Source organism: Rubrivirga sp. (genome assembly GCF_049648075.1).
Taxonomy (GTDB): domain Bacteria; phylum Bacteroidota; class Rhodothermia; order Rhodothermales; family Rubricoccaceae; genus Rubrivirga.
In genome coordinates this window covers 1-12,493 of record NZ_JBARYR010000211.1, presented here as the reverse complement: position 1 = coordinate 12,493, position 12,493 = coordinate 1, and the positions used below count along the sequence as shown (strand labels likewise).

10 protein-coding genes and 1 pseudogene are annotated in these 12,493 nt (G+C 69.0%); all 11 read right to left on the bottom strand.

What is annotated here, in order from left to right; translation table 11 throughout:
- Positions 1-417, bottom strand: a pseudogene (locus WBA11_RS06155) (hypothetical protein); the annotation flags it as partial.
- Positions 418-708: 291 nt separating this feature from the next.
- Positions 709-1,992: a cell division protein FtsZ gene (ftsZ, locus tag WBA11_RS06150; protein WP_424519829.1), complete on the bottom strand. Its 1,284-nt coding sequence runs from the start codon at positions 1,990-1,992 to the stop codon at positions 709-711.
- Between the two features lie 108 nt (positions 1,993-2,100).
- Complete coding sequence (gene ftsA / locus WBA11_RS06145; protein WP_424519828.1) at positions 2,101-3,399, bottom strand: cell division protein FtsA; 1,299 nt, start codon at positions 3,397-3,399, stop codon at positions 2,101-2,103.
- A complete protein-coding gene (locus tag WBA11_RS06140; protein WP_424519827.1) occupies positions 3,396-4,283 on the bottom strand; it encodes a cell division protein FtsQ/DivIB in 888 nt (295 codons plus the stop codon). The genes ftsA and WBA11_RS06140 overlap by 4 nt, the downstream gene beginning before the upstream one ends.
- Complete coding sequence (gene murC / locus WBA11_RS06135) at positions 4,283-5,725, bottom strand: UDP-N-acetylmuramate--L-alanine ligase (RefSeq protein ID WP_424519826.1); 1,443 nt, start codon at positions 5,723-5,725, stop codon at positions 4,283-4,285. Before murC ends, WBA11_RS06140 begins: the two co-directional genes overlap by 1 nt.
- On the bottom strand, positions 5,718-6,875 hold the full coding sequence (gene murG, locus WBA11_RS06130; RefSeq protein ID WP_424519825.1) for an undecaprenyldiphospho-muramoylpentapeptide beta-N-acetylglucosaminyltransferase: 1,158 nt from the start codon (positions 6,873-6,875) through the stop codon (positions 5,718-5,720). Before murG ends, murC begins: the two co-directional genes overlap by 8 nt.
- A gap of 85 nt (positions 6,876-6,960) precedes the next feature.
- A complete protein-coding gene (locus WBA11_RS06125; protein ID WP_424519824.1) occupies positions 6,961-8,106 on the bottom strand; it encodes an FtsW/RodA/SpoVE family cell cycle protein in 1,146 nt (381 codons plus the stop codon).
- A 54-nt stretch (positions 8,107-8,160) separates the two neighbouring features.
- Positions 8,161-9,615 (bottom strand): UDP-N-acetylmuramoyl-L-alanine--D-glutamate ligase, encoded by a 1,455-nt coding sequence (gene murD / locus WBA11_RS06120; RefSeq protein WP_424519823.1) that lies wholly within the window; start codon positions 9,613-9,615, stop codon positions 8,161-8,163.
- On the bottom strand, positions 9,612-10,769 hold the full coding sequence (gene mraY, locus WBA11_RS06115) for a phospho-N-acetylmuramoyl-pentapeptide-transferase (protein ID WP_424519822.1): 1,158 nt from the start codon (positions 10,767-10,769) through the stop codon (positions 9,612-9,614). Before mraY ends, murD begins: the two co-directional genes overlap by 4 nt.
- A 9-nt stretch (positions 10,770-10,778) precedes the next feature.
- Positions 10,779-12,320: a UDP-N-acetylmuramoyl-L-alanyl-D-glutamate--2,6-diaminopimelate ligase gene (locus tag WBA11_RS06110; RefSeq protein WP_424519821.1), complete on the bottom strand. Its 1,542-nt coding sequence runs from the start codon at positions 12,318-12,320 to the stop codon at positions 10,779-10,781.
- Entirely contained in the window at positions 12,317-12,475 is a 159-nt protein-coding gene (locus WBA11_RS06105; RefSeq protein ID WP_424519830.1) for a PASTA domain-containing protein, read from the bottom strand. Before WBA11_RS06105 ends, WBA11_RS06110 begins: the two co-directional genes overlap by 4 nt.
- Between the last annotated feature and the right edge of the window lie 18 nt (positions 12,476-12,493).

Here is a 12,493-nt window from a genome sequence, read left to right as displayed (position 1 = left end):
CGCCTCAGCCTCTTCTGCGTCGCGGACCAAGAACGACGCCGGAAGCCCCTTGATGGGCAGATCCTGCCACACCGCAATCCCCAACCGGTCCGCGGCCTCGAGGACGCGGACATCGGTGACCAGTCCGCTCCGCACCTGGCGGACCCCCACGCGCCGCATCGCTTCCAGGTCCTCGAGGGCGGCGGCCGTCGAATCCGGGGCGGCCCACACGACCCCCGCCAGCGCCGAGGGGATGGGTGGGAACGGCCCGATCCGGACCGACGGGTCAGCAACACACGACCGGGTCTCCGTCCCGACTGCGGAGGTGTCCACGCGGACGGAGTCGGCCTCGAGAACGCTCCTGTCACCGGCCGGCGCCTGCGCGACACTCGAGGACGCGGTGATCGCGAAGGCGACGAGGACGAGGAGACGGGTCACGGGCGCGGGAGAGGGGACCGTCCGTACGCTCGGCCCGCCGACCAGTTCACGACCTCGAGAGCGCTGCCGCTCCGCCACTCCACCCTCGAGGGCGGCTCCGCAACTACGCCTCGGCCTCGAGGACGGCAACAGACGAGGCCCCACCGGGCGGAAATCCGGTGGGGCCTCATGGACAACCCTGGCGAAGTTGTCCGGGGGGACTCGTGGCGTCCGGCCGGAGTGTAGGCCGTCGCGGTGTCATAGGAGAGTCACACCCCCACGCGTGAGCGTCGTGGGGACGTGCCGCCTCGGTTAGTCCATCATCCGGCGTAGGAAGGCCGGCACGTCCGTGTCGTCCTTGTTGATCCGCTCGCGCCGAGGCACGTTGCTGCTCGGCAGCGCACGGACGTTGGCGGGGCGGCGCACCTCGCCATCGATCGTCTCGCCGACGCCCTTCGACACCTCCTCGTCTTCGCGGACCTGCTCCTGCTGGGCGCGACGCTGATAGGCCGGGACGTCCAGGCTCTTGAGGTTGCCCTCGCCTTTGTACGAGAGAGGCCCCGCGCCCAACACCACGCTGGGCCGAGCCGCTGGCTCGTCGGCCGTGCCGTCCTGTCCGTTGGAGTCGAACCCGGTCGCGATGACCGTCACCCGGATCGAGTCGCCGACGCTCTCGTCGATGACCGTACCGAAGATGACCTCGGCATCGTCACCGGCCTCGTTCTGGATGACCATCGTCGCCTGCGTCGCCTCGCGGACGCCCAGGTCGATGCCGGCCGTGATGTTGACCAGGACGTTCCGCGCGCCCTTGATCGAGATGCCGTCTAGCAGGGGCGACGAGATCGCCTCGGTCGCGGCCCGCTCGGCGCGGCGCTCGCCGGACGCGACGGCGCTCGACATCAACGCGGTTCCGCCGTCCAGCATCGTCGTGCGGACGTCGGCGAAGTCGAGGTTGATCAGGCCGTGGACGGTGATCAGCTCCGAGATGCCGCGCGTGGCGTTGTAGAGAACGTCGTCGGCCATCTCGAAGGCCTCGACCAACGTCGTGTTGTCGTCGGCGACGTCGAGCAGGCGCTCGTTCGGGATCACGATCAACGTGTCCACGACGTCGCGCAGCGTGTCGATGCCCTGCTCGGCCATCTTGAGACGCTTGCGGCCCTCGGCCACGAACGGCTTGGTGACGACCGCGACGGTCAGGATGCCCATTTGCTTGGCGATGGCCGCCACGACGGGCGCCGCGCCGGTTCCGGTGCCGCCGCCCATGCCGGCCGCGACGAAGACCATGTCGCAGCCCTCGAGGGCGGCCTCGATCTCGCGCTGGCTCTCTTGGGCCGCGCCGGCCCCGACGCTCGGTCGGGCCCCCGCCCCGAGCCCCTTCGTCAGCTCCCGGCCGACCTGGATCTTGGATGCGGCCTCGTTCGCCTGAAGCGCCTGGGAGTCGGTGTTGATGGCCACGAACTCGACGCCGTGGATGCCCTTCGCGAGCATGTTGTTGACGGCGTTGCCGCCCCCGCCACCGACGCCGATCACTCGGATCTGGGCGGTGTCTTGGGCGTCGTCGTCGAACGTGAATCGTGTGCTGAAGTCGTTGTCCATTGTGTCCCCTCGGGGGTGTGGGATTCGCCAGGATCAGCGGTGTAAGGACGACCGGAAAGTACCGGCTCCGCAGCCCTTAGACCGCCGCTTGCATGAGTGAGTGAAGGATTAGAGTTCGTCGAACCAGCTGCGCATCCGAGACGCAATCTTGGACACGAGGTGGTCGGGGTCGGTGTGCTGTCCGTCGCCGCCGGCCGTGGTCGCGTCGGCCTCGACTTCGTGGGCCACGAGAGAGGCCCCTCCAGAGACTCCGGACCGGATGCCGTGCAACACCAAGCCGACGCCGGTCGCGTACTTCGGGTCGTTGACCTCTTCGACGAGCCCGCCAGCCAGCCCGAGCGGGCGACCGACGCGGGCCTCGAGGCCGAGAATCTCGGCGGCCAGCTCGGCCGTCCCAGGAATCAGCGAGCCGCCGCCGGTGAGCACGACGCCGGCCGAGAGATGCCGGCCGTACCCGGACCGCTTGATCTCGATGGCGACGAACTCCATGATCTCCTCCAGCCGCGGCTGGATGATCTGAGCCAGCGTCGACTGGCCGATCGATTTGTCGGGGCGACCACCGATGCCGGGGATCTGGATCTCGCGGTCTTCGGTCACCATGTCAACGAGGGCGACGCCGTAGTCGCGCTTGAGACGCTCGGCCTGGTCGTGCAGGATGCCGAGCCCCTTGCGCAGGTCGTCGGTGACCTTGGTGCCCGCGACGGCGACGACGGCCGTGTGCCGGATCGTCTTGTCCTCGAAGACGGCGATGTCGGTCGTGCCGCCGCCGATGTCGACCAAGACGACACCGACTTCCTTTTCGTCTTCGTGCAGGACAGCGTGGCTCGAGGCGAGCGGCTCCAAGACGATGTCGTCCACGGCGTAGCCGGCCTTCTCGATGCAACGGTAGACGTTCTTGGCCGCCGAGACCAACCCGGTGATGATGTGGACGTTGGCCTCGAGGCGGACGCCCGACATGCCGATGGGATCGGCGACGCCGTCCTGGCCGTCGACGATGAACTCCTGCGGCAACACGTGCAGGATCTCGCGGTCGGCCGGCATGGCCACGTGACGCGTGTCCTCGAGCAGACGGAGCACGTCCTCACGGTCGATCTCGCCGCCGGCGACGGTGATCACGCCGCGGCTCTGGAAGCTCTGGATGTGGTCGCCCGCGATGCCGACGACGACCGACTGCGTCTCGATGCCCGCCGCGTGCTCGGCCTCGTTGATGGCCTTGATGACGGCCTCGACGGTTTTGTCGATGTTGACGACGACGCCGCGGTTCAGCCCGTCCGACGCCGAGACGCCGACGCCGCGGACGTGGATGCGATCATGATCGTCCGCCGACGCGACGACCGCGCAGATCTTCGTCGTACCGATGTCGACGCCGACGACGATCCGGTCGCCGTCCTGTTCAGAGTGGGTCATGGGAGGGTTGGGGAAGGTGTAATGATGCCGAGCGGTGTGGAAGGAGTGGCAGCTGCCTCCTGGAGAGCGGAGTCGTCCTCGAGGGGGGGCGCCGGACTCGAGGACGAGTCGGACGGCGACTGCTCACGCGTGACGACCTGGCCATCGAAGCGGACGTCGACCGACGCGAAGGTGACGTGGGGCTGGGGCAAGACGGCCTGGTCCCAGAAGGCGCGCAGGCGCCGGAGTTGGGCGGCGTGGTCGAACCGGCCGAGCGTGACCGCGACGGTCTCATGGCCGGACGTCGGCGTGGTCCACAACGTGGCCGTCCGCCAGTCGATCTCCGAGACGAGCGCGTGTGTCGAGGGCTCGGCGCGGGAGAGCGCGGCCAGGAGTGACCGCAGGCCGGCGCTCGCGACCGGCTGGATCGGGTGGTAGTCGGGTGCGCCCTCCAAGACGGGGACGTCGTACAGCGCTGGCGTCGCGGCCTCGATGGGCATCGCGTAGCCCTGGGCGTCCAGGAAGTGGCTGGGCCGTCCGTCCTCGAGGACGATGACCTCGGGGACGCGCTCCTCGAGGACGATGCGCAGCGTGCCCGTCGGCAGGCGACGGACGGTCGCGGTGCGGACCCACGGGTGGCGCTGGGCGCGGTCGGCGAGGAGCGCAGACGAGAGCGAGAACAGCGCGACGGAGTCGGGCTCGACCTGTACCAGGTCAATGACGTCCTCGACGGGCGCGTGTGTCGCGCCGATGACGGCGACGTTGGTGAGCGGCAGGGTTCGTTGCCACGCCCACGCCGCTCCGAGAGCGAGCAGGGCAACGCCGATCCCGACGCGGCGTGCGATGCGGCGTCGGCGCTCCTGGCGCTTGCGGCGGTCCGCCTTAGAGAGGGTTCGCTTGGCCATTACGCGTCGTCCTCGGCCAGGGCCTCGAGGTCGCGGAGGAAGGCCTCGCCAAAGCGCCAGATGTCACCGGCACCCATCGTCAGGACCAGGTCTCCGGGCTGGGTCAGGCCCTGGAGGTAGGCCGGGAGCGCACCCTTCTGGGAGACGTAGTGGACGTCGCGGTGACCAAACTGCCGCGCCAAATCCGCGATGACCTGGCCGGTCACGCCCTCGATGGGCTGCTCACGGGCCGGGAAGACATCGGTGACCACCAAGACGTCGGCGTCGTAGAAGGCGCGGGCGAACTCCTCGGCCAGGTCCTGGGTGCGCGAGTAGAGGTGCGGCTGGAAGACGGCCAGGACGCGGCGGTCGGACCATCCGCGGGCGGCGGCAGCGAGCGTGGCCTCGACCTCGGTCGGGTGGTGCGCGTAGTCGTCGACCAGCAAGACCGTCCCGTCTCCATGAGCGACCTCGCCCTTGACCTGGAAACGGCGGTCGACGCCGGTGTACTCGGCGATGCCTTCGGCGATCGTCTTGAACTCGACGCCCAACTCCAAGCCGACCGCGACGGCGGCCATCGCGTTGCGGACGTTGTGCAGGCCCGGCGCGTGGAGCACGACGGCGCCCAGGCGCTCGGAGCCTTCGTAGACCTCGAAGTGCGTCGTGGCTTGGATCTGATCAATGTTCTCGGCGCGCAGCGACGCCTGTCGGCTCGTTCCGTAGGTGCGGATCGGGCGGTGGATCCGGCCCAGGATGGACCGGACGTTTTCGTCGTCCAGGCACAGGATGGCCGCACCGAAGAACGGGACCGAGTTGGCGAACTGGACGAACGCGTCCTTGATGTCCTCGAGGTCGCGGTAGATGTCGAGGTGGTCGGCCTCGATGTTGGTCACGACCGCCACGATGGGCGCCAGCTTGAGGAACGTCCGGTCGTATTCGTCGGCCTCGACGACGATCAGCTCGCCGGTCCCGGCGACGGCGTTGGAGCCGAACACGGCCACCTTGCCGCCGACGATGATCGTCGGGTCGAGGTCGGCGGTCTGGGCCATCAGCCCGACCATCGTCGTGGTCGTCGTCTTGCCGTGGGTGCCCGCAATGCCGACGCCGCGCTTGGCGCGCATCAGCTCGCCCAGCATCTCGGACCGCTTGATGATCGGGATGAGCCGGCGCTGCGCCTCGGCCGTCTCGGCGTTCTCCTCGGGCTTTCTCACAGCCGACGAGTAGACCACGACGTCCGCATCGGTGACGTTCTCGGCGGCGTGGCCCTCGTGGATCGTCGCGCCCAACTCTTCCAAGCGCTCTGTCACCGAGCTCTTCTTGAGGTCGGAGCCCGACACCTCGAAGCCGCGCTTGATCAGCACCTCGGCGATCGAGGACATCCCGATCCCGCCGATGCCGACCATGTGGATCTGGCGGACGGTGCCCATCTCGCCCTGGCGAACAGGAGTGCGCGGCTCAGTCATCTCGGGTCTCGGCCAAGGCCACGACGGCGCGGGCGATGTCGTCGGCCGCGTCGGGCCGGGCGATCTCTTTGGCGGCGACCGTCATGGCCTCGAGGGCGGACGCGTCGTGCAGCAGCGCCGTGACGCGCTCGAACTGTGCATCGAGGTCGGACTCCTCGAGCAGCGCTGCGGCGCCGGCATCGACGAGCGCCTGGGCGTTCTTGGTCTGGTGGTCGGCGGTGACGTTGGGGCTCGGGACGAGCACGGACGGCGTGCCGGTGACGGCGAGCTCGGAGCACGTCAAAGCGCCCGAGCGGCACAGCGCGATGTCGGCGGCGGCGTAGGCCAGGTCCATCCGGTCGAGGTACGGGACCAGCCGCAGGCGCGGGTGCCCAGGCACGGCCTCCTTGAGCGTGTCGTAGTAGCGCTTGCCGGCGGCCCAGATCACGAACGCGTCGTCGGCCTCGAGGACGGACGCGAGGTGGAGCTTGACGGCGCCGTTGATCGGCCCGGCGCCGAGCGAGCCGCCGAAGACGAGCAGGACGCGGGCGCCATCCGGGACCTCGAAGTGCGCACGGGCCTCGCCACGGTCGGCGTCCTCGAGGTCCTGGCGGACGGGGTTGCCTGAGAGCTCGGTCTCGGCGCCTTGGAAGTACGGCGCGGCGGCTTGGAAGGCGAGGAACACCTTGTGCGCACGCGAGGCCAACAGCTTGTTGGTCGCGCCAGCGTAAGCGTTCTGCTCCTGGAGGACGAGCCCTCGTCCTCGAAGCGAGCCCGCGAGCCCGACCGGGCCGCTCGCGTAGCCGCCCGTGCCCACGACCACGTCGGGATCGAACCGGCCGATCAGGCGCCAGCTCTCCCACAGGCCCTTGATAAGCTTGAACGGGAACGCCGCGTTCTTGGCAATGGCGCTGGCCGACAGGCTCCGCTGGAAGCCGCTCACGGTCACGGCGTGGATCGGGTAGCCCGCTTTGGGGACGGCCTCCCACTCCATCCGGTCGCGCGTGCCCGCGAACGCAACGGCCGCCTCGGGCCGCAACCGGCGGACGGCGTCGGCGATCGCGATGGCCGGGTAGACGTGCCCGCCCGTCCCGCCGCACGCGAACAGCACGCGGGGCGTCCCGGCCGGCAGGTCGGTACGTGGCGAGTCGTCTGTGGGGCGGTTGGTCACGATTGGATTGTCGGCCTCGAGGCCGAGGCGGGGCGTGGAGTGTGTGGGTCCGACCTCGAGGTCGGGAATCGGCCTCGAGGCCGGGCTAGGTGGTTTTGGCGTGGCGGGACACGTTGAGAAGGACGCCGACCATCGCGCCGGTCGCCAGCATCGAGGTCCCGCCGTAGCTCACGAAGGGCATCGCCAGGCCGGTCACGGGCAAGAGCCCGCACGTCACCATGGCGTTGATGAAGCCGCCCAACACGACCGCCGTGGTCAGGCCGATCGCGAGGAACAGGCCGAGCGGATCGGGGGCCCCTCTCGCGACGCGCAGGAAGCCGCGAGCGAGGATCCAGACGAACACCATCAGGACCAGGAGCGCGCCGACCAGCCCGTACTCCTCGGCGATGATGGCCAGGATGAAGTCGTTGTAGGGCGCCGGCAGGAAGTCGCGTTGGACGCTCTTGCCCGGACCCAGCCCCGTGATGCCTCCCATCGCGATGGCGATCCGGGCCTGGTCGGCCTGGTAGTTCTCGTCCTGGCTCGTGATCGCGACGGCGTCGTCGTTCGACGAGAACATCTCGATCCCGGTCCACGCCTCCAGACGGGCTGCACGCTGCGGGCTCGAGGCCAGGAAGCCGATCGCCAGGATCAGCCCGGCGAGCGCGACGGCCCCCATGTGGAGCACGCGGACACGCCCGACGAACAGCATCACGCCCAGCGTCGCAGACAAGACGGCCGCGGTGCTCAGGTCCTCCATCCCGATCAGCAGGACGGTCGGCACGATCCAGATCAACAGCGGAACGAAGCCGCGCCCGAGACTCGTGATGTACTCCTGCTTTTTCGACAGCAGGACCGAGACGTGCACGATGAGCGCCACCTTCGCCACGTCCGACGGCTGGAACGAGATCGGGCCGAGCTCGAGCCACCGTTGCGCTCCGTTCGTCACGACACCCAAAATCTGGACGGCGACCAACAGCGCGAGCGACACGACCATCGCCACTTTCGAGAAGCGGGCCAGCTTCCGGTAGTCCAGGAGGGACAACGCGCCGGCCGCCCCGAGCGCGAGACCGACGCGCAAGAGGTGCCGAAAGAGGAACCGCTCCGTGTCGCCGCCGGCCTTCGTCTCGGCCAGGAACGAGACCGCCGAGTACACCGCGAGCACGCCGGCCGCGCTCAGCACGAGCACGGCCCAGATCACGGCCCGGTCAGCGGGTCGGCGCGTGAGACTAGCGGTTGCGGCTTTGGCCATTGGTGGTTCGTCCTCGAGGTCGAGGCGTGGTCGGAGGTCCGTCCTCGAGGACGGCTAGATCGCGTAGACGAGTCGTTTGAAGGTGTCGCCGCGGTCCTCGTAGTTGTCGAACATGTCGAACGAGGAGCACGCGGGGCTGAGCAAGACCGTGTCGCCGGACTCGGCCATGAGCCGCGCGAACTGGATCGCCTCCTCCATCGAGGACGCGTGGGCGACGCGGTCGGTGTGCGGTCCGAGCTCGGCCTCGAGGACGTCGGCGCCCTCGCCGATCACGACGACGCCCTTGACCTTCTCCTCGACCAGCCGCTTGAGCGGCTCGTAGTCGTTTCCCTTGTCGCGGCCGCCGGCGATCAGCACGATGCTCGGCTCGGTCGCGGGCACGGACTCGAGGGCGTACCAGACCGCGTTCACGTTGGTCGCCTTGGAGTCGTTGACGAACCGGACGCCGCCGACCGTGCGGACGGTCTCGAGCCGGTGCGGGACGCCCTCGAAGGACGTCAGGCTCTCGCGGACGACGTCGCTGCGGATCTCGACGGCGCGCGCCACGATGGCGGCGGCGAGCGAGTTGTACAGGTTGTGCGTCCCGCGAAGGGCGAGATCAGAACTGGGCATAAGATCCTCTTCCATGGGGGGAGCGCCAGGGGCGCTGGAGTCGGGCAGGGCCAGGACGAGGTGTCCGTCGCGCGCGAAAGCGCCGGGCGTGGGCTCGTGCTCGGCCGAGAAGGCGACCGGGGTGAGCCCACGCTCGGCGGCGAGGCGCTGGACGTGCTCGCGGATGCGGGCGTCGTCGAGGTTGTAGATGAGCCAGTCGCCTGGCCCCAGATTGTCGAACAGGCGGAGCTTGGCGGCCCCGTACCGCTCGACGTCGTGGTCGTAGCGGTCGAGGTGGTCGGGCGTGATGTTGAGCAGGACCGCCGCGTGCGGCCGGAACGTCGCGATGTGGTCGAGCTGGAAGCTGGACACCTCGAGGACGACGACCGTATCGGCCTCGAGGTCGTCGACGAAGTCGGAGAACGCCACGCCGATGTTGCCGGCGACGACGTGGCCCCGTCCCGCGACCTCGAGGACGTGGCCGATGAGCGTGGTCGTGGTCGTCTTGCCGTTCGAGCCGGTGACGGCGACGATGGGACCGGGGCAGAACCAACTCGCGACCTCGATCTCGGCGTAGACGGGCTTGCGCTGGCGGAGGGCGGACTGGACCAACCCGGCCGTCGTCGGGACGCCGGGGCTCACGACGAGCCAGTCGGCATCGAGGGCGCGGGCGGTGTGGCCGCCGAACTCGGCGGGGATGCCGTTGTCGGCGAGCTTGGTCTCGACGCCCTCGAGGGCGGGACCGGCGTCGGTCAGGAAGACGTCGGCGCCGTGGCGCGTGAGCAGGCGCGCGACGGACAAGCCGCTGCGGGCGCCGCCCACGACGGTCACACGGGCGCCTTGGACGCCTGCGCGAAGCTCGGCGGCCGAGGCTCGCTCGCGGGGCCGGATCGGCGGAAGCTGGAGGACTTCGCTCATCGGACCCGGAACATGAACAGGGCCAGGATGGACAGCAGCGCCGTCACGATCCAGAACCGGATGACAATCTTCGACTCGTGGACGCCCAGGGCCTCGTAGTGGTGGTGCAGCGGCGCCATGCGGAAGACGCGCTCGCCCTCGCCCCGCGTCTTCTTGGTGTACTTGAACCAGAGCGTCTGGATGATGACAGACAGCGTCTCGGCGAAGAAGATGGCGCCGACGATGGGCAGGTAGAGCTCCTTCTTGATCAGGATCGCGAGGGTCCCGATGGCCGCGCCCAACGCCAGCGATCCCGTATCGCCCATGAAGACCTGCGCCGGATGGCCGTTGTACCACAGGAATCCGAAGCACGCCGCGCACAGCGCCGCGCCGAAGATGACCAACTCGCTCGTGCCCGGCAGGAACACGTCGTTGACGAACCCGGCCAGGTTGGCGTTTCCCGTCACGTAGGCCATCGCCACAATCGCCAACGTGGCGAACGCCGCCGTGCCGGCCGTCAGCCCATCAAGCCCGTCGGTCAGGTTGACCGCGTTGGAGACGCCGGCCAGGATGAACGTCACGACCGGGATGTAAATCAACCACCCGACCTCGATGCCGACCAACGGCGACAAAAAGTCGTAGTCAAACCCGCCATTCGGGACGAACGGGAGTGATGTAAACGTGTCCGAGACGCCCTCGTCCGGCAACACGAACACGATCAGCGCACCGACGATGACGCCGAGCGACAATTGCCCGGCCAGCTTGACCTTGGGCGCGATGCCGTCCTTGTTCTTGCCGATCGTCTTGATGTAGTCATCGGCAAAGCCAAACCCGCCCATCCACAGCGTGGCGATAAGCGCGATCCAGACGTAGGCGTTAGTGAGATCGCCCCACAGCAACACGCCGGATGCGAGCGCCAGGAGCAGGATGATGCCGCCCATCGTCGGCGTGCCCGCCTTGTGCGCGTGGCTGACCGCGCCGGCGTCCTCGCCCTCGCGGACCGTCTCGCCGATCTGCTTGGTGCGTAAGTAGTTGATGATCTTCTTCCCGGCGAACAGCGCCACCAGTAGCGCCGTCGCAGCAGCCAAGCCGGCCCGGACGGTCGAGAACTGGAAGACCTGGAAGCCCGGAGGCTGATAGGTCATCTCGATCCACTGGAAGAGGTGGTATAGCACGTGGGCGGCCTAGCGGCGGGTGAGCGCGTCCCGAAGGACGACGCGGTCGTCGAAGTCGCGGCGCTCGGTGCCGACGATCTGGTAGGTCTCGTGTCCCTTGCCCGCGACCACGATCACGTCGCCGTCCCGGGCGTCGAGGGCGGCGCGCTGGATCGCTTCGGCGCGGTCCGCGACCTCGAGGGCGGGCCGGACCAACCCCATCGAGACGTCCTCGATGATGGCGAGCGGGTCCTCGGTGCGCGGGTTGTCGCTCGTCACGATGACGCGCGGCGTGGCGCGTGAGGCGACGTCCGCCATCTCGGCGCGCTTGGTCTTGTCGCGGTCGCCGCCGGCGCCGAACACGACCCACAACTCGTTGCCGGGGGGCACGATCTCCTGGGCCGTGGCGAGCACGTTGGCGAGCGCGTCCGGCGTGTGCGCGTAGTCCACGATGCCCAAGACGCCGCCGGCGCGGATCGTCTCAAACCGGCCGGGCACGCCGGGCGCGGCCTCGAGGGCGGCCAACACGTCACTCTTCTCATGTCCGAGCGCGATGCCCACAGCGTAGGCCGCGGCCAGGTTGAGCGCGTTAAACCGTCCCAGCATCTGGTACCGTCGGCGGTCGCCCTCGAGGTCGAGGACCAGCCCGTCCAAGCTGTTCTCAACGACTTGAACTCGGACGTCGGCCTCGAGGCCGGTGCCAAAGGTGACGACGCGGGCGGCCGTGTTCTCGACCATCCGCTCCCACTCGGGGTCGTCGCGGTTGACGACGGCGACGGAGTCTGAGCCGAGGCCGTCGAACAGCTTGCGTTTTGCGGCGCGGTACTCGTCGAGCGTCTCGTGGTAGTCGAGGTGGTCCTGCGTCAGGTTGGTAAAGACGGCGACCTCGAAGCCGAGCCCGCCGACGCGATCCAAGGCGAGCCCGTGGCTCGAAACCTCCATCGCGACGTGCGAGCACCCGCCCTCGAGGGCGGTCCGCAGAAAGCGCTGGAGCGCGGGCGACTCGGGCGTCGTGTACGCGGTCGCGTAGCGGTCCTGGCCGATCCGATTTTCGACGGTGCCGACCAATCCGGTCTCGTGACCGAGCGCGGTCAACAGGTGGTGAAGCAGAAAGACGGTCGTCGTTTTGCCATTCGTTCCGGTCACGCCGACCAGCCGGAGATCGTCGCCGGGGCGTCCGTAGACGACCGACGAGGCCTCCGCCAACGCGGCTCTCGTATCCGTTGCCGGAATGAGAGCCGCGCCGGGGAGACGCTCACCCTTCCCCAAGGGCGCCGGTGCCGACGTGCGCATCCAGTTGCCCGAAACGAGGGCAGCCGTTGCGCCGCGCGCGAGCGCGTCGTCGACGAAGTCGTGGCCGTCGCGGCCAGCGTGGGTATCAGGGGAGATCGCGCCGAACAGAACCGCGTCGCAGGCTTCTCGGCTGTCGATGGTGACGTCGGAGACCAAAGCATCGGTCGGGCCAACGACGGGGCCGTCCCCAAGCCCTGCGTCCTCGAGGGCGCGGGCGATCGCGGCGACCTCGATGGGCGCCGTGTGGACGTCGGGTAGAGTCGTGTGCAGCGTGCTCATGTCCCGGCCTCGAGGACGACCTCGGAAGGGAGCGACGCTCCAGCGCGGACGGACTGCCGACGGATGACGCCTCGGCCTCTCACGCGGGGCTCGACGCCGATGGCCCGCAGCCACGCGACGGCCTGGCGGACGCTCCGTCCGCGAAGGTCCGGCATCGCCGCAGCGGAGGAGTC

Coding starts and splice junctions, on each gene's coding strand:
- ftsZ (WP_424519829.1), bottom strand. CDS start 1,992: ATGGACAACGACTTCAGCACACGATTCACGTTCGACGACGACGCCCAA.
- ftsA (WP_424519828.1), bottom strand. CDS start 3,399: ATGACCCACTCTGAACAGGACGGCGACCGGATCGTCGTCGGCGTCGAC.
- WBA11_RS06140 (WP_424519827.1), bottom strand. CDS start 4,283: ATGGCCAAGCGAACCCTCTCTAAGGCGGACCGCCGCAAGCGCCAGGAG.
- murC (WP_424519826.1), bottom strand. CDS start 5,725: ATGACTGAGCCGCGCACTCCTGTTCGCCAGGGCGAGATGGGCACCGTC.
- WBA11_RS06125 (WP_424519824.1), bottom strand. CDS start 8,106: ATGGCCAAAGCCGCAACCGCTAGTCTCACGCGCCGACCCGCTGACCGG.
- murD (WP_424519823.1), bottom strand. CDS start 9,615: ATGAGCGAAGTCCTCCAGCTTCCGCCGATCCGGCCCCGCGAGCGAGCC.
- WBA11_RS06110 (WP_424519821.1), bottom strand. CDS start 12,320: ATGAGCACGCTGCACACGACTCTACCCGACGTCCACACGGCGCCCATC.
- WBA11_RS06105 (WP_424519830.1), bottom strand. CDS start 12,475: ATGCCGGACCTTCGCGGACGGAGCGTCCGCCAGGCCGTCGCGTGGCTG.